Origin of the sequence: Olsenella massiliensis, assembly GCF_001457795.1 — a bacterium.
Lineage (GTDB): Bacteria > Actinomycetota > Coriobacteriia > Coriobacteriales > Atopobiaceae > Olsenella_F > Olsenella_F massiliensis.
The window spans coordinates 318,716-340,327 of the sequence record NZ_LN898211.1 but is presented as its reverse complement, the minus strand read 5'-3'; the positions used below and the strand labels follow the sequence as shown (position 1 = coordinate 340,327).

The 21,612-nt window shown below is 65.8% G+C and carries 13 protein-coding genes and 1 pseudogene; 11 read left to right on the top strand and 3 right to left on the bottom strand.

Annotation, left to right across the window (positions count from 1 at the left end; all coding sequences use genetic code 11):
- Positions 1-67 precede the first annotated feature (67 nt).
- Entirely contained in the window at positions 68-6,082 is a 6,015-nt protein-coding gene (locus tag BN3001_RS05530) for a Cna B-type domain-containing protein (RefSeq protein WP_082630013.1), read from the top strand.
- 158 nt (positions 6,083-6,240) lie between these two features.
- Here the strand turns inward: BN3001_RS05530 and BN3001_RS05525 are convergent, their stop codons facing one another.
- Both BN3001_RS05525 and BN3001_RS05520 read right to left on the bottom strand, forming a co-directional pair.
- Positions 6,241-7,368: an alpha/beta fold hydrolase gene (locus BN3001_RS05525; protein ID WP_058270796.1), complete on the bottom strand. Its 1,128-nt coding sequence runs from the start codon at positions 7,366-7,368 to the stop codon at positions 6,241-6,243.
- Complete coding sequence (locus BN3001_RS05520) at positions 7,365-7,640, bottom strand: AbrB/MazE/SpoVT family DNA-binding domain-containing protein (RefSeq protein WP_058270795.1); 276 nt, start codon at positions 7,638-7,640, stop codon at positions 7,365-7,367. The genes BN3001_RS05525 and BN3001_RS05520 overlap by 4 nt, the downstream gene beginning before the upstream one ends.
- Positions 7,641-7,784: 144 nt before the next feature.
- Between BN3001_RS05520 and BN3001_RS08730 the strand changes: the two are divergent.
- Positions 7,785-8,195 (top strand): annotated as a pseudogene (locus BN3001_RS08730) (phytoene desaturase family protein); the annotation flags it as partial.
- Positions 8,196-8,346: 151 nt separating this feature from the next.
- Positions 8,347-9,288, top strand: coding sequence for a phytoene desaturase family protein (locus tag BN3001_RS08460; RefSeq protein ID WP_235815051.1), 942 nt, complete (start codon positions 8,347-8,349; stop codon positions 9,286-9,288).
- Positions 9,289-9,376: 88 nt separating this feature from the next.
- Here BN3001_RS08460 and rlmD read toward each other — a convergent pair whose 3' ends face one another.
- Positions 9,377-10,594 carry a 23S rRNA (uracil(1939)-C(5))-methyltransferase RlmD gene (gene rlmD, locus BN3001_RS05510; protein WP_058270794.1) on the bottom strand — a complete coding sequence of 406 codons (1,218 nt, stop codon included), beginning with the start codon at positions 10,592-10,594 and terminating at the stop codon, positions 9,377-9,379.
- Positions 10,595-10,688: 94 nt separating this feature from the next.
- Between rlmD and purF the strand changes: the two genes are divergently transcribed.
- From purF to BN3001_RS05470, 8 genes are all read left to right on the top strand, one after another.
- The gene (gene purF, locus BN3001_RS05505; RefSeq protein ID WP_082630012.1) at positions 10,689-12,209 is read left to right on the top strand and encodes an amidophosphoribosyltransferase; all 1,521 of its coding nucleotides are present in this window, start codon (positions 10,689-10,691) and stop codon (positions 12,207-12,209) included.
- A gap of 114 nt (positions 12,210-12,323) precedes the next feature.
- The gene (locus BN3001_RS05500; protein WP_058270793.1) at positions 12,324-13,271 is read left to right on the top strand and encodes a lactate/malate family dehydrogenase; all 948 of its coding nucleotides are present in this window, start codon (positions 12,324-12,326) and stop codon (positions 13,269-13,271) included.
- 155 nt (positions 13,272-13,426) lie between these two features.
- The gene (locus BN3001_RS05495; protein WP_058270792.1) at positions 13,427-15,499 is read left to right on the top strand and encodes an elongation factor G; all 2,073 of its coding nucleotides are present in this window, start codon (positions 13,427-13,429) and stop codon (positions 15,497-15,499) included.
- Positions 15,500-15,625: 126 nt separating this feature from the next.
- Positions 15,626-17,098 (top strand): lipopolysaccharide biosynthesis protein, encoded by a 1,473-nt coding sequence (locus BN3001_RS05490; RefSeq protein WP_058270791.1) that lies wholly within the window; start codon positions 15,626-15,628, stop codon positions 17,096-17,098.
- A 148-nt stretch (positions 17,099-17,246) separates the two neighbouring features.
- Positions 17,247-18,590, top strand: a complete 1,344-nt coding sequence (locus BN3001_RS05485; protein ID WP_058270790.1) for a hemolysin family protein — start codon at positions 17,247-17,249, stop codon at positions 18,588-18,590.
- A gap of 87 nt (positions 18,591-18,677) precedes the next feature.
- Positions 18,678-20,117 (top strand): hypothetical protein, encoded by a 1,440-nt coding sequence (locus BN3001_RS05480; protein ID WP_058270789.1) that lies wholly within the window; start codon positions 18,678-18,680, stop codon positions 20,115-20,117.
- Between the two features lie 115 nt (positions 20,118-20,232).
- Positions 20,233-20,709 (top strand): YtxH domain-containing protein, encoded by a 477-nt coding sequence (locus BN3001_RS05475; protein ID WP_058270788.1) that lies wholly within the window; start codon positions 20,233-20,235, stop codon positions 20,707-20,709.
- 149 nt (positions 20,710-20,858) lie between these two features.
- A complete protein-coding gene (locus BN3001_RS05470) occupies positions 20,859-21,569 on the top strand; it encodes a hypothetical protein (RefSeq protein WP_058270787.1) in 711 nt (236 codons plus the stop codon).
- The last annotated feature ends 43 nt before the right edge of the window (positions 21,570-21,612 follow it).

Genomic DNA, 21,612 nt, shown 5'->3' with positions numbered 1-21,612 from the left:
TAGGTCCCGGCGTCTGATGTATGCCATACTGTAACTTGGCTTATTGTCAGAAAACTGGGGCTTAAATATGAGACATTCTTCGACTCGCCGCCTGATTCATCTGCTACTTATGGTTTTGGTTCCCGTTGCCGTGCTGTCCCTGCTTGTTGCGCCGGCTCTCGCCGAGGTGCTGGGCGCTACCGAGTCTGCCGCCCAGGAACAGTCCTCCGCTCCGTCGGCAGGAGATGAGTCCGCCGCCGATGACGCTGCCGGCGTAGTCGCGACCGGCACCACGGACGGAGACCCGGCATCATTAGACGCGGCTGCCTCAGACAAGGACGCGCCCGAGCAGGGCCAGGCGGTAAGCGCTCCCGCCGTGCGAGCGCCCGCCCAAGCGTCGTCCTTTGACTTCAACATCAACTGGACCAACGCCGCGGGCCCCAGCGTTACGGCCTACAGCTACGACGAGGCGGCCGACCCCAACCACACCAACCTCATCTTCCACCCCGTGAACAACCGTGGCTCGCTCACGGCGACGGCGTCCGTGTCGCTCAAGATCAACGCCCCCGCAAATGAGACCTTCCCTCCCGGGAGCATCAAGATCACCGTGCCCGCGGCCCTCTATAGGGGCTGGGACGGCACGAGCAACGTGAACTACGATATGTACAACGGGGGAAGGTATAATCCCACGCTCAAATGGCAGCTCGTGGAGGCACCCCAGACCTCTGCGAGCGCCGACTTCAACTACGTGGACAACGGCGACGGCACGCTTACCATCACCAACTACAACACCCTTGCAGGGGGCGCTCAGTTCTACTTTGAGCAGGGCTTCTCGTTTACGGCAAGCCACGTGAAGGTGGACGGGGCCGGCGTGACGCATGCGTCGTATGATGCCACCCTCACGGTTGACCAGAACAATGACGGCAGCAACGAGACGTCCATTGCCAGACAGCTTACGAGCGAGCTGCATAACAAGAACAGTGATATGAGCATAGCTCTCAAGCACGCTGACCTCACCCCAGACGATGGGGTCTACCTCGCTTGGCAGGACATTTGGGGAACCAAGCCCGCTGACGCGGACCAGTACTTCTACGTGATCTGGCATGCAGACGTAAAACGTCCTGCCGACAACACCATTCCCTATACCTACATGTTCAGACAGGAGCAGCAGGACGGCGAGCTCATCGGCATCCAGCGCTATGGCCGAAATAAACATGGCTTTGAACGTCCTGAATATCTCAACGGCAACACGGATAGTTCCTATAGGGATATCACCAAGGAGGGCTGGCGCAGCTACACGGACGAGCCCAACGTGGGCATGCTCAAGCAGTTTGACCCCGAATACCGGAAGGCAAACCCGTGGTCTGAGAACTGGCTCTGGAACAATGGATATGAGGCCACCTACAACACCGTCCGTTACGCGCTTTTGGAGCGCTACCCCATCTCGCTGCTTGAGGAGGCCAAGGCACGGGGCGTGGACCTTCAGCACGACGGCCTTCCCGTGCACAACAAGGTCTCCGTCCAAGAGACGCAGTCCAACGGCGTGACGCGTGATAAAAAGTATGCCGAGGCAGATACTAACGTGTATGTACGGCCCTATGGCGGAGAGCTGGGCATTACCAAGAACTCTCGCATATCGAGCGAGTATGACTGGTACCAGTTTGCCCAGACGTTTATCACGCAAGATCGTGATGCCGCCCTCACCAATCAGTCATGGCCGACGTTCACCACGCGGGCAACGTTTCAACCCCCGACCACTCCCACCTGGGACGCGGCAACCAAGACGTACAGCGTTACGCCCTACGTGGCTGAGGTGGAGGAGGCAACGCCTCGAGTCGTGACCGAGAACAAGTTCCGAGATCGCCGCCCGGCCAGCGAGGTGCTGCCCACGATGACCGAGCTTGAGGATGCGGACTACAGCTACTCGTCGGTGTCCTTTGGGCTCTCTGGTCAAGACGCAACGCCGGGAGCCCAGGGAACATGGCAGCTTGTCTCGGGACAGGGATTTGACGGTCAGAAGCTCGGTACCACCGACATTCTCATTCGCAAGGCGGGGTCAACTGACTATGAGCTGTTTGGTACTCTCAGCGTAAGCTACACGGGCACGACGCCTACCTACACCTTCACGCCCGCTGACGGCAGCGAGCCCACCAAGGGTTCTACGGTGACACTTCCCGACTCGGTCGTGGGTCTTAAGTATCGTGTGCGCAGCCAGTACTTCCGCACCTCCCTCACGGCCGCCACTACGCTGACCTTGCATCCCTCCGCACATCTCAAAGGCCTGATTGCTGCAGACATGCAGGCAGAGCAGCCCACATCCCTCGCCACGAGTGCCTCGCTGCGCCTGTTTGAGGGCGGACAGCAGAAGGGCAGCATCAACACGCTCTATCAGGACGCTCGTGTTGCCGCCGCACGGCTCAGAGGTCTCACCTTTACTACGTACCTTGAAAAATCGCAGCTTGACGGCACATACTTTATAGACGATGCCGCCACGGGCGTTCAGACGCGCTGGGTCAACGCCATGTTCAGAACCTACTCCTCGCTGTGGGGCTCGGGCTATAAGGACAAAAGCTACCTTCAGCCCTACATTGTCACGTCGGGCGTGTTTTATGACCTGCTTCCCGCCGGAACCTCGGTGGACGCCTCGCAGGTGCAGATGTTCATCGACCCTTGGGGCAACGACAGGCTCCCCAAGGACGCCTATTCTGTGCGTTTCCAGGAAAACTGGGAGGGCTCGGGCCTTACGATGATGATTGTTGAGGTCACGGTACCCGACGAGATGACGGGTGCCGCCAAGCTGCGTGAGCATGGGTTTGGGCTGCGTCTTCGCTACCCGCTTGCAAACTCCTACCACAACGTGGCTGACCGCGGCAACAAGGTGCTCAACACCGTCGCCTTCCACGACACGTCAGGCGCTACCAAAAAAGACCTGTCGGGGGCGTTTACCAACCCCAGCTACCTCAATCGGCAGTACTACCAAGACCTCATCAAGGATGACCCCACAGAATGGGCGTTGCAGCAGACCTATATTGACTACAACCCCGTCACGGTCAAGCAGTCGGGCGTCACCAAGAAGGTTGCCAACGACCACGACAAGCTCTACGGCAACCAGACGAGCGAGTATCTGGGCAACAAGTACTCCTACCAGCTCTCCTTTGGCGCGTCCAACAGCACCCGCACGGATAGCCTTGTGTTCTATGACATCCTCGAAAACGGTTCCACAACCGAAAGTAGTGCCTGGAGAGGCACGTTTGACTGGGTTGACCTGAGCTCCATCAAGGCAAAAGAGTCGTGGAATCACCCCGGTGAGACCTGCGCTCCTGTGGTGTACTATGCCACCAAGGTGCCGACTGCAGCTCAGATGGACATCTCCAACACGAGCGTGTGGAGCACCACCGAGCCTGCCAACAAGGCCAGCATCAAGGCCATTGCCATAGACTGCACCAAGACGAACAAGGGCAACGACTTCTCGCTGAACTACGGCACCGGCGCCAGCGCATACGTGCACATGGTGGCACCCACAGACGAGGCGCTCGTAGGCAGGCAGGCAGTCAATCCCGTGTGTGCGATGGCTCGCACCTTTGTGGGCCAGGCTGCATCTGCAAGCGACAAGGTCCAGCCCTACGAAGCTTCTGCCAAAATCAAGCTTTTGGGCTATGACCTTGAGCTTCACAAGGCGTCCGAGCCCGCCACGGGCACCAAAGACGCGCCCACCCAGATTGACAACACAAAGGGCACGCCCGTGACCTACACCCTCACGGTCACCAACAAGGGCACGGAGCTGGCGCTCAGGGACATCGTGATACAGGACCCCATCCCCGAGGGCCTCTCGGTGCTGCGCGACCAGATCAAGGTGACCTGCCCCGAGCTCAAGCTTACCAACGCCACCCTGACCACGGCGACCTCGGTGTCCGCCTCCGAGAAGGACGGCACGCTCACCCTGGGCGTCGGCTCCCTGCCGGCGGGCGCCACGATGACGCTCAGCATCCCCACGGCCCTCACGGGCGACCTCGTGCGGTCGACGACCTTCGTCAACACGGCGCGCATCACCTCCGTCGAGGGTCACGACAAGGACATCCCCTCGGAGACCACCTATCACAAGGCAACTAAGACCTACACCCTAGACTACGTGGTCTCGCCCGACCCCGTCTACGGCACGCCCGGGGACAGCACCACACCCGCAAGCGTCAGTGACATCGAATATGACGCCACCCAGACGCTGGCACAGGCGCTCACGACCACCCAGTCGGGGGCCACCAAGGACGGCCAGGAGGTCCAGGGCTACTGGACGTTCGCGGGCTGGACGCACGAGCAGGGCGGCACGGACGTCATCACCACGCTCAACATCCGCAAGGACGAGACCGTCTACGGGCGCTGGGTCTTCGTTCCCACCAAGGACCTGACCGTCACCAAGACCTGGGCGGGCATCTCGCCTTCGGGCACGGCCAACCTCTTCGTGACGCTCGAGCTCCTGCGCGACGGCGTCGCCACCGGCGCCACCCAAACCCTCAGCGCCGCCGGAAACTGGCAGGCCACGTTCGGGGGGCTGGTGCTGTACGACGGCGCCGGCAAGGCCTATGTCTACACCGTGCGCGAGCAGGGCGAGAAGGACGGCACGCTGACGCTGGCGTCCAAGGACTTTGCCGTGACCTACGGGGCGGACGGCCGCTCGGTCACCAACACGCTCGTCAACCCCAAGATTCAGATCAAGGGCTCCAAGGTCTGGGATGACGCCAACGACCAGGACGGCATCAGGCCCGAGAGCGTGACTGTGAGCCTGCGCGCCAACGGCAAAGACACGGGCAAGACCGCCACGCTCACGGCGACGGACTCCTGGGCCTTCTCGTTTGAGGGCCTTGACACCTACGACGGCGACGGCAAGGCCGTCTCCTACAGCGTTGCGGAGACCGCGGTGCCTAAGGGCTATAGCTGCTCCGTCACGGGTTCGCAGTCCAAGGGCTTTACCATCACCAACACCCACAAGCCGGCCGAGCGCACCATCAACGTAACCAAGACCTGGGTCGATGACAACGACGGGCGGGGCCTGCGTCCCGCGTCCATCACCCTGAACCTGCTGGCCGACGGCACCAAGGTCAAGTCACTGGCGCTCGTCGCCGGCCCGGACGGCAGCTGGAAGGGCAGCTTTGGCTCCGTGCCCGTAAACGCTGGCGGCAAGGCCATCACCTACACCGTCACCGAGGACGCGGTGGAGCACTACGAGGCTACGCAGCCGGCGACCGTCGAGAAGGACACCGCCTCGATCACCAACACTCTTACCGGCACCGTCACCATTCCCGTCCAGAAGAAGTGGGTGGGCCCGGCCGCCAAGAGCGTCACGATCCACCTGCTTGCCGACGGCAAGGAGGTTGACGCGGTCACGATGGACGAGGCCTCCGGCTGGCGCTACGAGTTCAAAGACCTTCCCGAATACACCAATGGCGTGCCCATCGACTACGCCGTGACGGAGGACCCCGTCGCCGGCTACACGACGAGCGGCGTCGAGGGTAGCGCCCTGGAGGGCTTCACCGTCACCAACACCTACGCCCCCACGCCCACGAGCTACGAGCCGTCCGCGCAAAAGCGCGTCGAGGGGCCGGCGCCCGCCACGCCCGACGACTTCGAGTTCGTCCTGAGGCCCACGGACCCGTCCTTCCCGATGCCCGCGGACGCCGCGGACGGACGCAAGGTCGCGCACGTGACGGGCGAGGGCACGACAACGTTCGGCAAGATCGCCTTCACGATGCCCGGCACCTACACCTACACGCTCGCCGAGACCAAGGGCGACGCCGGCTGCGCCTACGATGACGCGACGTACACGCTCACGGTGACGGTCGAGGACGTGGGCGCGGGCGTCCTCGAGGTGACCGGGAGCACGACGACCCTCACGAGCGGCGGCACGGCGCGGGACGCCAAGGCGGGCTCGGCGCCGGACGGCGCGGACGCCACCTTCACCAACGTCTATCCCGAGCCGAAGCCCGCCCAGGTCGCGCTTCCCAGGACCGACGACGACACCAGCCCCGCGGCGAGCTACCTCGCCGCCTGCGCCCTCGGCCTCGTCGCAGGCGGGGCGATCCTCGCCCGCAGGGGGCGCCGGCGCGGGTAGCGCCCGGCCCGGGCGGCACGATGCGGCTCCGGCTTACGTGAGGCCGGGACCCGCGGAAACCTGAGATGGGACGCGGCGGTCGGGAAACCGGCCGCCGCCCTCCTTGATGCTCCCGCTCACCGCCCTCCGGCGCCGCCCCCTCGCGTCGTCACGCGGGGCTACCTTTCTGTAACCCCGTCCGACAGCCGATCGACGGCATCGACGTACTCCCGGGGAAGCTCGTCGTGAATGTCATGGCGCGAGGCGTACCCCTCAATAAGCTCGCTTCTCGCTATGAGCGCGTGAACGCGCCGCGCGTCGCTCTCGTCCATCGCCGAGATGAGGACCCCCTGCCGGTCGTAATAGCTCGGGGCGGTCGCGCTTGACGGGGCAACGTGGAGGATGAGCGTGGGACAGGCTATCTGCCGCAGGGCCTGCTCCTGATCAAATCCGGCAAACCAGGAGAAGTCATAGAAGGCGTCCCCAAAGCGCAGGTCATACGTACCCGTGCCATCCTGGAGGTTGCGCGTCAGAAAGACCAGGCTGTTAAGGCCGACTTCGGGAGGGTAGTACCACACGATGGGCATGACGCCGCCGCCCTCGTCTATGCGCTCGGAAAACGGCCGCTTGACCAACGGCTCCCAGGTGTCGCCGTCCCCGCTGTCAAAGAGCGTGCTCATGTAGGTGTGCGAGAGGTAGTAGCGGGTGTAGTTGGTCTCTTCGTCCTGGGTGAGAAAGTCGTGTATCGTCCGGAACTCCTTGTACGAGAGCGTGTTCTGCGCCCGGCCCGGCTCCGTCGAAAAGAAGGGGCCGTCCTCAAGCAAAAGGCCGCTCACCTGGCCTGGGGCGGCAGCTGCGACGGCGGCGGCAATGAGGGCGCCCGAGGAGTGGCCCGCGACGAGCGTCCTTGCCCGGATGACGTTACCCATGAAGCCAACGAGGTCGTCGCGGATGGTGGTGATGTTGTAGGCGTTGGGGTCCTTGGACGATCCGCCATGGCCGTAGCAGTCCACGGCAAAGACGTGATAGCGGCGCGACAGCTCGGGCAGGACCTTGGCGTAGTCCTCCTTGGAGACCATCTGCCCATGGATCAGAAGCAGCGGCTCGCCGGCGTCCGGACCCTCCAGATAGGCGATCGTGCGCCCGTCGGGGGTCTGGTAGGTCTTCTCGGCAAAGCCAAGCTGGGTGCCACGTGACGTCATGAACCGGTCGTTGCCGTAGTCATAGCTGAGCGTGTGCCAGGCCAGGCCAGCTGCCGCGAGGCAGAGCACGGCGCTAACCGCCAGGATGACCCTGAGGGCCCTCATGGGAGATCGGACCCCTCTTCCATGGCGCCGTGAACCCGCAGGAGCGCCTCTTCCATCTGCGCGCCGCTCAAGAGCGCGATGCCTCGCCTGACGTCACCTAGCAGCAGCACCGTGTCTCCGCTGGCGATGTTGAACACGTCACGGGACTCCTTGGGAAGAACAATCTGCCCCTTGGTGCCCACCTTTGCCGTCCACACGTACAGCCCCCGGTGCCCGTCGCCCTCGTCAGGTGAGGGCTGGTCATGCGTTGACGCTGCGACCTGTGCTTTCATGGGCATCCTCCCTTATGTGACAGGGTCCCTTTGTATGAAAAACCCTACGTTTCATACAAAGTATACGCAAGGTGCCGCAGGGTTGCCCCCTCGTACCTAGCGCGTGGCGTATAATTGACGCAACACGCAGAGAGGTGCGGAAATATGAATAATCTTGTGATTATAGGCGGAGGAATCTCTGGCTTAAGCGCCGGAATCCTAGCTCAAGAACAAGGTTATAAGACGCTAATCCTCGAAAAGAACCAGATGGTCGGCGGTGAGTGCACAGGCTGGAATCGCCAGGGCTATCATATCGACAACTGCATACATTGGCTTGTCGGATGCAACAAAGAAAACCCCCTGCACCAGCTCTGGAGCGAGCTGGGCGTGCTGACCGCCGATGTTGACCTTTACTACGAACCAGCCTTCTATACCTTGCAAGCCGAAGGCAGAACCCTGACGTTTGCCAGGGACCTTGAAAGGAGCAGGACGGAGCTTCTTTCCGTCGCGCCGGAAGACGCACGGGAGATCAATGTCTTCTTCGATTCGGTGCGACAGCTTGAGTGCGTACAGCCACCCTGCGAGACGTCTGTGGCCCATATGAACGTGTTCCAGTTTCTAAAAATGGCCATGGGCATGAGGGGGGGCCTCAAGAGCCTATCAGACCTATGGGAGCCTGACGATTGCCGAGCTGGCAGAACGGTTCAACAATCCCTTGATCAGGCGCATGATGGGCGCCTTTTTTCCCAAGGACTTCCTCGCGATCACCTTGCTTACCTCCTACGCCTTTTATACAAGCGGCAGCGCCGGCATACCGCAGGGCGGTTCTGTCGGAATGGTCAGGCGAATGTTGGAACGCTATCAAAGCCTGGGCGGCTCAGTTGAGCGCAACGCCGACGTGACCGCCGCCAAGGTTGACGAGCGGCGTCTATGCGGCGTGCAGCTAAAAGACGCCCGGACGATCACCGGCGAGGCCTTTATATGGGCCGCCGACCCGCACCAGCTGTTCTATAAGATTCTGTCCGAAACATATCTGGACAGGAACCTAAGAACCATGTATGAACACCCCGAAGGGTATGTGGCCAACACCGGCTACCAGGCGGCCTTTGGCGTCCTGGGAGAGGGTGACCTGCATCTTCCCAAGGGGTCGGTGGTGTTTTCCTGTGAGCCCTACACGGTGGCCGGAGAAAGCAAAGACCTGTGCGGCATACGGCTGTACGATTACGACAAGACGCTGTTTCCTGCCGACAAGCGGGTGATTCAGTGCAACGTGCTCTTGAATAACGGCACATTTGCCTACTGGAGCTCCCTGTCAAAGACAGCCTATGAGGAAGAAAAACGCGCCCTGGCTGAGACCCTCAGACAGCGCATCGAAAGTCGCTTTCCCGCAGTAAGGGGAAGGCTTGTCCTGCCGAGCACCTACAGCCCGCTGACCTTTGCCCGATGGTGCCATGCGTATCAGGGGGCCTACATGAGCTTCAACGCGCTCAAGGGATACAAGCCGCTGTACGTCAAGAGCACCGTACCAGGCCTGAGGAACCTGTTTCTTGCCAGCCAATGGGTTCAGACCGGCGGCGGGCTGCCCCTCGCCGCCGCGAGCGGAAAGTTTGCGGTGCAGGAACTGATGAAGCGCTGCCCGCCGCCAACGGCCTCCGGACGTCATCGATGACGGGCATGTCCCTGAGGCGGCGTCTGTTCCCGACAACATCGTCTGTTCCGGTGGCGCCCAAGTCGCCCGTCAGGAGAGCCGAGCCTCGTCACCTCTCCCGCGACATCAGCGCCACCGTCTCCACGTGCTTGGTGTGCGGAAACATGTCCACCGGTGTCACGCCGGTCACGCGGTAGCCGCGCCGGCGCAGCTCGGCAAGATCGCGAACCTGCGTCTGGGGGTTGCAGCTCACGTACACGACCGTCCTCGGCGCGCAGGCCGCGACGCTGGCGATGAACGCGGGCGTGGACCCCGCGCGCGGCGGGTCCATGACCACGACGTCAAACCTGCCGTCCCCGTCCGGCGTGGCCCCTCCGGCGGCGCCGGCGGTCCGGCGCAGGTATTCCGTGGCGTCGGCGTTCACAAAGGTGCAGCAGTCCTTCAGCCCGTTGGCCGCGGCGTTGCGCCGCGCGCTCGCCACGGCACCCGAGACCTGCTCGACGCCCGTCACGTGCACCTGGGAGCGCCCTGTCTCCCGCGCGGCCTTGGCCAGGCAGATGCCGATGGTGCCGCAGCCGCAGTAGGCGTCAAGGACCCTCTCGCCCCCAGAGAGGCGCACGCCCTCGACGACCAGGGAGTACAGCAGCTCCGTCTGCCGCGGGTTCGTCTGGTAGAAGCTCGTGGGACCTATCTCAAACGTGCAGCCCAGCAGCCGGTCGCGCATGACGCCCGGGCCGTACAGCGTCCGGCAGCGCTGGCCCAGGATGACGTTGGTGCGTCGGGTGTTGACGTTCTGGACGATGCTCGTGAGCTCGCCGTGGCGCTTGAGCAACTCTCGCACGAAGCGCCCCGCGCGGGGGAGCCGCTCGCCGTTGGTCACCAGGGTCAGCAGCGTCTCGTCCGTGGCATGGCCGCAGCGAAGGACCGCGTGCCTGAGCACGCCGGTGCCGCGATCCTCGTCGTAGGCGGCAATGCCCAGGCGCTCCGCCACGCGCGCCACGTCGTTGAGGACCGCTCGCGCCCGCTCGTCCTCCACCAGGCAGCGCTCGCACCAGACGATGCGATGCGATCCTCCCTCATAAAAGCCCGTGCGCATGCGCCCCTTGGGACCGGGGGCAAAGGGCGCGGCCGCCTTCATCCTGAAGGCGCGGGGGTCCTCCATGCCGCGGACGGGCGCCACCCGACAGCCGTCCTCGCGGCAGATGTCCCCAAAGAGCCGCTCCAGGGCCTCCTGCTTGCGACGAAGCTGGATGGGATAGGGCACCGAGAGCCACTCGCATCCTCCGCAGCGGCGGGCGATGGGGCAGGTGTAGGTGCGGTATCCCATGTTACGACCTTCCGACGCGGCCTGGCCCGCGTCGGGGCTTGCCGTACACTAGACGCGTTGCACCCACCATTCTAGCCTGCGCAAAGGGGACGCGATGAGCGCATCGTCCATGACCGCCTGCGACGCGGCCGAGCATCACGCCGGCATGACCGGCCTGCACGAGGAGTGCGGCGTCTTTGGCATCTGGGCTCCCGGTCAGGACGTGTCGCGCATGACCTACTTTGCCCTGAGGGCCCTACAGCATCGCGGCCAGGACTCCGCAGGCATCGCGGTGGGCAACGGCAAGACGGTGCTCGTCCGCAAGGACCTGGGGCTTGTCACCGAGGTCTTCAAGGACGAGGACCTCCAGGCCATGCAGGGCAAGGTGGCCATCGGCCACTGCCGCTACGGAACGGCGGGCGCCAAGGGCTGGGAGTCGTCGCAGCCGCACCTCTCCACCATCGGGGACGTGGTCATCGCCCTGGCCCACAACGGCACCCTCGTGAACTTTGACGAGCTGCGCCATAAGCTCATCGACGCGGGCATCCCGTTTCGCTCGGACACCGACAGCGAGGTCATGGCCCGTCTCATAGGCTACTTCACGAGCAGGACGAGCCACCTGAGGCAGGGCATCCGCCGCACCATGCAGCTCGTGCGCGGCGGCTACGCCGTGGTGCTCGTGCGCGAGGACGCGCTCTACGCCTTTAGGGACCCCCTGGGCATCAGGCCGCTGGTCCTTGGCAGGCTCGGCGAGGGCGAGTGGGTGGTCGCCAGCGAGACCTGCGCCCTGTCCATCGTGGGCGCCCGCTTCGTGCGAGAGGTTCGTCCCGGCGAGGTGCTGCGCGTGTCGGACGAGGGGATCTCCAGCGAGGAGGGCGTCGCCCAGCGGGGCGAGGCAACGTGCATCTTTGAGGACGTGTACTTTTCGCGCCCCGACTCCGTGCAGGACGGCAGGTCCTTCTACAAGGTCCGCCACGAGATGGGCCGCCAGCTCGCCCGCGAGGCGCCCGCCGACGTCGACCTGGTCATCAGCGTTCCCGACAGCGGCACGCCGGCGGCCGAGGGCTTTGCCGCCGAGGCGGGCCTGCCCTTTGGCACGGGGCTCATCAAGAACCGCTACGTGGCGCGCACCTTCATAGCCCCCACCCAGGAGCTGCGCGAGCGGGGCGTGCGCCTCAAGCTGACGGCCCTGGCCGACGCGGTGGCCGGCAAGCGCGTGCTCATGGTGGACGACTCGGTGGTGCGCGGCACCACGTCCAAGCAGATCGTGCGCATGCTGCGCGAGGCGGGCGCCACCCAGGTGCACCTGCGCTCGGCGTCGCCGGAGGTCGTGTGGCCCTGCTTCTACGGCATCGACACGGCCACGCAGGACCAGCTCATCAGCGCCAACAAGTCCGTCGAGGAGGTGCGCGACTACATCGGCGCCGACTCGCTGGCCTTTCTCTCGATCGAGGGGCTCCTGGCCTGCGTGCCCGACCGCGGCTACTGCGCGGCCTGCTTTAACGGCCGGTATCCCGTGAGCATCCCCAAGTCGTTCTACGAGGAGAAGTTCCTGCCGGGATACACGCCAAACGTGGTCGAGGCCCGCCCGGCGCGAGCGGACGGGCCTGCCGCAAAGCCCCCAGCGACGCCATAGGCGCCACCCGCGCCGGCCCGGGGCGCCAGGCGTTTTGTCGCCAGAGGAGCCTGGCGCGCCAGCCCCGCACACCGGAGACCATCAACACGTTCACATGACGAGGAATGGAGAACCATGAGCGCAGTAACGAAGATCGGCATCATCGGCATGGGCCACGTGGGAGCGCACGTGGCAAACGCGATTCTCTATCAGGGGCTGGCGGCGGAGCTCTACTGCGTTGACGTGAAGGAGAGCAAGGTCGCCTGCGAGGTCAACGACCTGCAGGACGCCATGCCCTTTTACCCCCGACAGGCGCGCGTGTACAACTGTCACGACCGCTACGAGGACCTCATGTGCTGCGACGTCGTGGTCAACGCCGCAGGGCACATAGCCCAGGCCGCCGGCAACCGCGACGGCGAGCTGTTCTGCACCTCGGACGAGACGGCGTCGTGGGCGCCCCGCCTCAAGGGTTACGAGGGCGTCATCGTCACCATCGCCAACCCCTGCGACGTCGTGGCCACCCTCATCTGGAAGCTGGCGGAGCTTGACCCGCGCCGCGTCATCGGGTCGGGCACCGCGCTCGACTCGGCCCGCCTGCGCCACGCCCTTGCCGACGTCACGGGCTACAACCCCACCTCCATCACCAGCTGGATGCTTGGCGAGCACGGCGCCTCGCAGTTTGCCGCCTGGTCGCACGTGTCCTTTGGCGCCACGCCCCTGGCCGAGCTTGAGAGGAGCGACCCCGAGCGCTTCACGTTTGACAAGGACGCCATCGAGGACGCCGCCCGCCAGGGCGGCTACGTGACCTACGCCGGCAAGGGCTGCACCGAGTACTCCGTGGCCAACGCCGCCACGGAGATCGTGAAGGCCGTCATCCAGGACTCCAAGCTCATCACCCCCTGCGGCGTCCTTCTGGACGACGTCTACGGCGAGAGCGGCATATACACCTCGCTGCCCGCCGTGGTCGGCGCAAACGGCGTCGAGAGCCTCTTTCCTTTGGCCCTGGACGAGCGTGAGCAGGAGAAGTTCCACGCCAGCTGTGCGCACATCCGCGAGAACGTCGAGAAGGTCCGCCGCTGGTAGGGGCAATCTGACGGGCAAACGTCGCGCCTGCGGCGCCCTTGCCCGCGCCGCCCGAAACGTGGGGTTGGCAATCCGGGGCCATGGATATGTTGAAGGCATCGTGTCGTACTGATGCCCTGCCCCCGCATGGGGCGAGACGGGCTTGAGGAGGGAACATGGCTGCAAGCACCAAGGTAAAGAACCTCGCTCTCGTGGGCCAAGGCGGCGTGGGCAAGACCATGCTGGCCGAGGCCATGCTCCACCTGACGGGCAGGACGACCCGCCTGGGCGGTCACGCCGGCACCAAGCCCACGCTCGACTATGACACCGAGGAGGGCGCGCGCGGCTTCTCCATCTCGACCACCATCGCGCCGGTGGAGTATGACGGCTGTCGCATCAACGTCCTTGACGCCCCCTGCTACCCCGACTTCGTGGGCGACGCCTACGGCGCGCTGGCCGCCGCCGAGACGGCCGTCTTCGTCGTGGACGCCGCCTCCGGCCCCGGCACGATCACCACGAGGCTCTGGTACGCGGCGGAGGACCTCTCCATCGCCCGCGCCCTCTTCATCAATCGCCTCGACCGTCCCGACGCCGACTGGGACACCGCCCTTCTGACCGCCCAGGAGCGCTACGGCAACCGCCTTGCCGCCGTCACGATGCCTATAGGGTCGGGCGACGCGTTCGCGGGCATCATCGACGTGATCCATCTGACGTCGCGCCATCTCGAGGACGGCAAGCCCGTGGTGAGCGAGGTGCCCGCCGACTACCTGGACGCCGCCCGGCATGCCCACGACCAGCTCGTGGAGCTTGTGGTGGAGGCCGACGACGAGCTCATGATGAAGTACCTAGAGGGCGAGCCCGTCACCACCGAGGAGCTCGAGGGCCTGCTCGCCAAGGCCATCATCGACCGCGTCTTCGTGCCCGTGTTCGCGGGCTCCTGCGTCAAGGAGGAGGGCGTCATCGCGCTCATGGAGGGCATCGCGGCGTGGTTCCCCACCATGGCCGACTACGGCCGCGTCCCCTTGGTCAACGGCGAGGAGCTGGACATCTCGCCGGACGACGACAGGCCCGTCGCCTTCGTCTTCAAGAGCCTCCAGGACCAGCAGAACGGCAAGCTGTCCTTCATCAAGGTGCTGGCCGGAACGGTGAGGCCGGGCACCGAGCTCACCTGCGCCCGCACGCGCAAGTCGGAGCGCCTGAGCCACCTGTATCAGATGATGGGCCGCGAGACTCGCGACCTGCAGGAAGTCGCAGCCGGCGACGTCTGCGTGGTGCCTAAGCTCGACGCTCTCACCGGCGACACGCTCTCGGTCACCGGCAAGGTCGAGGCGGCCGCCTTCCGCTTCCCCAACTCGCTGTATCGCGCGGCGATAGAGGCTGACGAGCGCGGCAGCGAGGGCAAGCTGTACGCCTTCCTCGAGAAGAGCGCCGACGCCGACCCGACGCTGAGCGTCACCAGGGACGAGGACACCGGTCAGACGGTGGTGTCCGCCATCGGCGAGGCGCAGGTCTCCGTGCTCCTCGACCGGCTGGAGGAGCGCACGGGCGTCAAGGCTCACACCGTCAAGCTGCGCATTCCGTATCGCGAGACCATCCGCCGCGTCGCCAGCGCCCAGGGGCGCCACAAGAAGCAGACGGGCGGCGCCGGCCAGTACGGCGACTGCTGGCTGCGCGTGGAGCCCAACCCCGGCGCGGGCTACGAGTTCGTGGACGAGGTCGTGGGCGGCCACATCCCGCGCAACTACATTCCCGCCGTCGACAAGGGCGTCCAGGAGACCATGACCGACGGCGTCGTCGCGGGCTATCCCATGATTGACATCAAGGTCGCCGTGTACGACGGCTCCTATCATCCCGTCGACTCCAACGAGATGGCCTTCAAGACGGCGGCGCGCATCGGCTTCCAGAAGGCCGTCGCCCAGGCCGAGCCCGTGCTGCTTGAGCCCATGGCGCACCTGTCCGTCACCGTGCCCGACAGCTATGCCGGCTCCGTGATGGGCGACATCTCGGCCTCGCGCGGTCGCGTCGAGGGCATGGGCGCCACCTCGGGGCAGGGGGCCCAGGCCGGCCACACCACCGTCGAGGCGACGGTTCCGTATGCCGAGGTCACCGACTACGCCACGCGCCTGCGCTCCCTCTCGCGCGGCACGGGCGAGTTCGAGATGGAGGTGTCGGGCTACGAGCAGGTGCCCCACGACGTCCAGGAGGAGCTTGCCCAGGAGTACGCCCGCCGTCGCGCGGAAGGCAGGTAGCGTCCCGGGCGCGCTCCGGTGAGACGCGTGGGGGAGGGCGTTCTGGCCGCCGCGCCAGGGCGCCCTCCCTTCTCGCCTAGAATCTAGGGAACACGCGCCACGGGACATCTTGGGAGAAGGGGCCGCATGGCACAGCAGGACCTCAAGTCGCGGACGATCACGTCCCTGTTCTGGAAGCTCTTTGAGCAGGGGGGCTCCGCGCTCATCCAGATCGTGGTCCAGGTGGTCATGGCGCGTCTGCTCTCGCCCACCCAGTTTGGCTCCCTGGCGATCATGCTCGTCTTTGTGAACGTGGGCAACGTCATCGTGCAGTCGGGGCTCAACACGGCCATCATCCAGGCGCCCGACATCTCGCGGGACGACTACGACACCGTATTCTGGATGAGCCTCGTGGTCTCGGCGGCCCTGTGCGCGCTCGTCTTCTTTGCCGCCCCCGCCGTCGTGGGATTCTATCGCATGCCCGACATGCTGTGGCCGCTGCGCGTGCTGGTGCTGGTGCTGGTCATCAACGCGTTCAACGCCATCCAGGAGGCCATCGTCGCCCGCAACCTGGAGTTTCACAAGACCTTTCGCTCCACGGTGAGCGCGGCCGCGACCTCCGGCGTCCTGGGCATAGGCTGCGCCCTCATGGGGGGCGGGCTCTGGGCTCTGGTGGCGCAGCAGCTGTCCTACCAGCTCACCAAGTGCGCGGTGCTCGCCGCCCAGATCCCCTGGAAGCCGCGGGCCGTCTTTGTTCCCCACCGGGCCCGCCGCCTCTTTGGCTTTGGCTGGAAGCTCCTGGCGTCAGGCCTGCTCGACCAGGCCAACCAGAGCGTCTCGGACCTCGTCATAGGCCGCGTGTTCACGGGGTCTCAGCTGGGCCTGGTGTCACAGGGCAAGAAGTACCCCCAGCAGCTGGGCACCCTCCTCGACAGCGTCATCCAGCCGGTGATGCTCTCCGCCGTGTCACGCGTGCAGGGCGACGTCGCCCTGGTGCGTCGCCTCATGCGTCGCGCGCTCAAGACGAGCACCTTCTTTGTCGTGCCGGCCATGACGGGGTTCGCCCTGGTGGCCCCCCGGCTGGTGCCGGCGCTCCTCGGCGCGCAGTGGGAGCCCGCCGTGCCCTACCTTCAGCTCTACTGCCTCGCCTATGCGCTGCTGCCCATCCACACCACCAACCTGCAGGTGCTCAACGGCATGGGTCGCAGCGACGTGTTTCTCAGGCTCGAGGTCGTCAAGGTGGTCGTGGGCCTCGGCATCCTGCTCGTGGCCGCCTTTGGGCTCAGGAGCATCGACGCCATCGTGGTGGGGGCGGCCCTCTCCAACGTCGTCTGCACCTTCATCAACGCCTTCCCCAACAAGCGCATCGTGGGGTACTCCTATCTTCATCAGCTGCGCGACATCGCTCCGGCCTTTGGCCTGGCAGCCGCAGCGGCGCTCTGCGCGACGCCGCTGGGCGCGCTGGCGCTGGGACCTTGGGTCACGATCCTGGCGCAGCTCGTGGCGTTCTCTGCCGTCTACCTGCTGCTGGCTGCGGCGCTCAGGGTGGAGGAGCTCTCGTATCTCGTGCGCACGGCGCGCGAGGCGCTTGGCGCCCCGAGGGGCCAAGGCGGCCGTTGACGTTCCGGCGCGACCGCGCCGAGATTCCGCGCCCACCGCCCGTGCCGGCGCCGCCGCCTCGTTCTGCTACCATGGACGAGGAAGCCTCCCTGCCGGGGCGGTCGCTGCGCCCCGCCGCCCCGCCGCTACGAAAGGTGCGCCCAGGCGCATGAACATCGCAATCTCCATAGTGGTGACCGTCCTTCTCACCATCGCCAACGGGTACTTCTCCATGTCAGAGATGGCGCTCTCGACGGCGCGCAAGGCCCTGCTGGACCACGACGCCGAGGAGGGCGACCAACGGGCCGCCATCGCCTCCGTGGCCGTCGAGGACCCGGCGCACTTCCTTGCCGCCATCCAGGTTGCCATCACCCTGCTGGGCTTCTTCAGCTCGGCCTTTGCCGCCACGAGCCTGTCGGGCCCCCTGGGCGCCCAGATCGCGCTGTGGGGCGTGGAGGCCCACCTCTCCGAGGCCCTGGCGACGGTCCTGATCACGCTCGTGGTGTCGTACTTCTCCATCGTGGTGGGCGAGCTCGTCCCCAAGCGCATCGCCATGGCGGACGCCGAGGCCGTGGCAAAGCGCGTCGTCGGCCCGATCAACGGCTTTGCGGTGCTCACGCGCCCCCTCGTGGCGCTGACGGCCTCCACGGCAAACGGCCTCGCCCGCCTGCTGCACATCAAGAGCACCGACGACAGGCAGGACGTCTCCGAGGACGAGATCCGCTACCTGGTCAGGGGCTCCGACGAGCTCACGGACGAGGAAAAGTCCATGATTCACGACGTCATAGACCTGGGCGACGCCAAGGCCCGCGAGGTCATGATCCCGCGCGTTGACGTCACGTTCATGGAGGATGACAGCTCGGTGGGCGACGTGCTCGCCGTCATGCGTCGGACGGGCTACTCGCGCGTTCCCGTGTATCACGAGGACCTTGACCGCATCGTGGGCATAGCCCACATCAAGGACCTCATCGGCCCCGTGCTCGACGACCACGCCCAGGCCGACAGCATCCGTCGCCACATGCGCAAGCCCGACTTCGTCCCGGACACCAAGGACATCATCCCCCTGCTCTCCGAGATGCGCAGCGCCCACGACCAGATGGTCATCGTCGTGGACGAGTACGGCGGCACGGCGGGCGTCATCACGGTCGAGGACATCGTCGAGGAGATCGTCGGCGAGATCGAGGACGAGTTTGACCCCGACAACAAGTACCTCACCCAGCTGGGCGCCCGGGAGTGGCTCGTTGACGGGCGCTTTCCCATTGACGACTCCATCGAGCTGGGTTGGCCCATCGAGGACTCCGAGGAGTACGAGACCATCGCCGGCTTCGTCATCGACGTGGCGGACGGCCTGCCGCGCCCCGGAGACGAGTTTGTGATCGACGGCTACACGTTTCACGTGCAGTCCATGCGCGGCCGGCGCGTGTCCATGCTGCGCGTGAGCGCGCCCGAGCCTCGTGACGACGAGATCCCTGAGGATGCCGACGCCTCACGGGATGCCGACGCCGCCTCATAGGCCCCTCGCCGCGCCCACGGGGCGTGGTGGCGTGGGCATTGGTACAATGGCTGCGTACAAGCGAGCGCAAGGGGAAGGTCCCGTCCCATGGCACTTTTCGAAATCAAGCGCGTCAAGGTTGGCCTCGAGAACCTGACGGCGCGCATCTACGTCACGCAGGATGCGCCGCTCATGACCAGCGACGACCTCGTTGCCACCACGCGCATCTACTACCTCATGCCGCACATCGTGGAGCATGTGTGCATGGGCGACCGGGACGAGTCGTTCAAGGGGGTCATGGGCGACACCGAGATTGCCCACCTGCTTGAGCACATGACCGTGGAGCTCCTCTCTCAGTCGAGCGCCTCCGCCGACATAAGCTCGGGCAAGACCTACCCGGTGGAGGGGGACGACCGCAGCTTTGACATCGAGCTCTCCTGTCCCGACGACGTGCTGGTCATGGGGGCGCTCTCGAGCGCCGTGTGGATAGCCAACTGGGCCTTTGGCGGCGGAGCCGAACCGGCGCCCGACGTCGAGGCCATCGTGTCGGGGCTCACGAGCATGGTCCAGAACATCGGCGAGATTCACGAGGTGACCTACCGCCAGGAGGTGGAGGACGCCCTGAGGGCCGAGGTTGACGCCGAGTATCAGCGCGCCCTCGCCCAGCGCGAGGCCGAGATCGCCCAGCGCGAGGCCGAGATCGCCGAGGCCCGCGCGGAGGTGGAGGCCGAGGCCCGCGCCCGCAAGGAGGCGGACCGCCTTGAGGCCGAAGAGGAGGCCCGCCGCCGGGCCCAAGAGGAGGCCGCCGAGCGCAAGGCGGCGACGCCGTCCTGGGCGGTGGACCTTGACGAGTACGAGGCACAGGAGCGCCTGCGCGCCCAAGAGGAGGCGGACGCCGAGGCGGCACGCCAGGCGGAGCGCGAGGAGGCCGAGCGCCTTGAGGCCGAGACCCGCGCCCAAGAGGAGGCCGAGCGCCTTGAGGCCGAGCGTCGCTCCCGGCAGGGGCGCCGCGACCTTGCCGAGCAGATCGCCCAGGAGCAGGCCGCCGCGCAGGCGGCCGCGGCGCGCGTCGAGGCCAGGGGCGACGCCGCCCGGCCAAGCGACGAGCCTGACGCGACGTCGTCGATCGAGGACGCTCCCTCAGCCGACGGCCCCGAGTCGTCAGATGCCGCCCAGGCCGACGGGAGCACTCTCTCGGACACCGCCCGCATCCCCGCGCAGCGTCCCGGGGAGCGCGTGGACGTTGACGTTGATGCCGACGCGGAGGACGAGCCCTATGACAGCGAGTTCGCGGAGCTGCTGATGCATCCCCAGCCCCCTGCGACAGCCCCCTCTCCCTTCACCCAGCAGAACCTCGTCGCGGGCGAGGTCGCGGCCATCCGGGGGGACGAGGGCGCCGCGGCAGGTGACGGCGTCGCAGAGGACGACGACGGCACGGCGGACGAAGCGTCGGAGGACGCAACGGCCGCCGCGGACGAGGGTGAGAGCGACGACGAATCCGACGTCGCTCCCGAGGAGTATATTCCCGGTCCCCACAGAGTGAGGTGATCATCTCACGGCGACCGATCGTCCCGTGGGCGTCGCATGCACGCAAGGTGCGAGCGGAGGTTTTGAGGGCATCCAACTTTGGCCGAATGAGCTTGACTAACGACAGGAGGACGTCATGAGCGCAAGGGGAACACTTGGATTTGTCGTCGGCAGCATCTTTGGTGCTGCGGCTGGCGTGATGGCAGGACTGCTGCTGGCGCCCCGAACGGGCTCCGAGAGCCGCGCCCGGGTGGCCGACGCCATGAACGACGCCTGGGACAGCGCGGTGGACACCTACGAGCGCAGCTCGCGCGTCGTGGGAGACAAGATCAACAGCGTCCGGCCCAACGTGGACGCCACCACCGACGAGCTTCGCGCCAAGGTTGACTTGGCTCGCGAGCGCATGGACCAGCTGAGGTCGTCGCTGTCAGACGCGGTCAGCACGACGTCGTCCCAGGTCCAGGAGGCCGTCAACAGCGTCGCGGAGAAGGTTGCCGAGGGCGTGGAAGACGTCAAGGACAACGTCCAGGAGGCGGCGTCCGTCCATGTGGAGATCGTTGACGGCGACGCCGCGACGGCCGAGGACCCCAACGACGTCGAGGAAGGCAAGTAAGCGGGCACGTAGGCGTGTGAGGGGCACGGTCATGGCTTCTGCCTGCGGGCGGACGAGGGCGGCGCTCACGCCCCGTCCGCCCTCTTCTGTCCGACGCGGGCACGAGGGCTCTCTGGGCGGGCGGCCATGGGGCATATGAGGAGGCGCGCATGACGACGAGGCTGAGTGACCTCGACAGGCTCAAGGTGGTCGTTCCCAAGGGCGGCGGGGCAGGCAAACGCTTTGGTCGCGTGAAGACGGCGGTCTTCTCGCCCGAGGGGACGCGCGTGGTGGGCGTCATGGTCCGCCGCCCTGACATCGTCGGCATGATCAAGCGCCCCGACGTCTTTGTGGCGCTCGACGCCCTTGAGCGCCGTGCTAAGACGCTCGTCGTCACCAACCTCGAGGAGGGGACCGACCAGGCGGCCCAAACGCGCCTGGGCCTTGACTGGGACCGCTGCATCATCTGGTCGGGCATGGACGCACGCACCGAGGGCGGCCGCGAGCTGGGCTTTGTGAGCGATGCGTCGTTTGACGCCACGACGGGGCAGGTCGAGTGCTTCTTCGTGGGCGACGGCGGCGTGGCGCAGACGCTCGTTGGAGCCCTGCCCATTCCCGCCGCGCTCGTTAGGGGCTATGCGAAGGGCTACATGGTCGTGGCGGACGAGGTCGCCTCGTCCGAGCTCACGGGCGGCGTGGCGGCCAAGGCCGGGGAGGGCTACGCGCGCGCCAAGGTCCGCGGCGCCGCCGTCGCCAAGAAGGCGGATGACAAGGCGGCTCGCGCGCTGGACAAGGGGAGCAAGACCCTGGGCCGACAGCTGGGCAGGACCAAGGGCATGTTCGGCTCGTTCATGGACGAGTACAAGCGCGCCAGCAAGTAGCTTCCGCAGTGCGGCCGCGACAGCCAGGCGTCGCCGAGAGCTC

What these genes read in the sequence shown, in the direction of transcription:
- BN3001_RS05530 (WP_082630013.1), top strand. Translation starts at nt 68, where the DNA reads ATGAGACATTCTTCGACTCGCCGCCTGATTCATCTGCTACTTATGGTT.
- BN3001_RS05525 (WP_058270796.1), bottom strand. Translation starts at nt 7,368, where the DNA reads ATGAGGGCCCTCAGGGTCATCCTGGCGGTTAGCGCCGTGCTCTGCCTC.
- BN3001_RS05520 (WP_058270795.1), bottom strand. Translation starts at nt 7,640, where the DNA reads ATGAAAGCACAGGTCGCAGCGTCAACGCATGACCAGCCCTCACCTGAC.
- BN3001_RS08460 (WP_235815051.1), top strand. Translation starts at nt 8,347, where the DNA reads ATGATGGGCGCCTTTTTTCCCAAGGACTTCCTCGCGATCACCTTGCTT.
- rlmD (WP_058270794.1), bottom strand. Translation starts at nt 10,594, where the DNA reads ATGGGATACCGCACCTACACCTGCCCCATCGCCCGCCGCTGCGGAGGA.
- purF (WP_082630012.1), top strand. Translation starts at nt 10,689, where the DNA reads ATGAGCGCATCGTCCATGACCGCCTGCGACGCGGCCGAGCATCACGCC.
- BN3001_RS05500 (WP_058270793.1), top strand. Translation starts at nt 12,324, where the DNA reads ATGAGCGCAGTAACGAAGATCGGCATCATCGGCATGGGCCACGTGGGA.
- BN3001_RS05495 (WP_058270792.1), top strand. Translation starts at nt 13,427, where the DNA reads ATGGCTGCAAGCACCAAGGTAAAGAACCTCGCTCTCGTGGGCCAAGGC.
- BN3001_RS05490 (WP_058270791.1), top strand. Translation starts at nt 15,626, where the DNA reads ATGGCACAGCAGGACCTCAAGTCGCGGACGATCACGTCCCTGTTCTGG.
- BN3001_RS05485 (WP_058270790.1), top strand. Translation starts at nt 17,247, where the DNA reads ATGAACATCGCAATCTCCATAGTGGTGACCGTCCTTCTCACCATCGCC.
- BN3001_RS05480 (WP_058270789.1), top strand. Translation starts at nt 18,678, where the DNA reads ATGGCACTTTTCGAAATCAAGCGCGTCAAGGTTGGCCTCGAGAACCTG.
- BN3001_RS05475 (WP_058270788.1), top strand. Translation starts at nt 20,233, where the DNA reads ATGAGCGCAAGGGGAACACTTGGATTTGTCGTCGGCAGCATCTTTGGT.
- BN3001_RS05470 (WP_058270787.1), top strand. Translation starts at nt 20,859, where the DNA reads ATGACGACGAGGCTGAGTGACCTCGACAGGCTCAAGGTGGTCGTTCCC.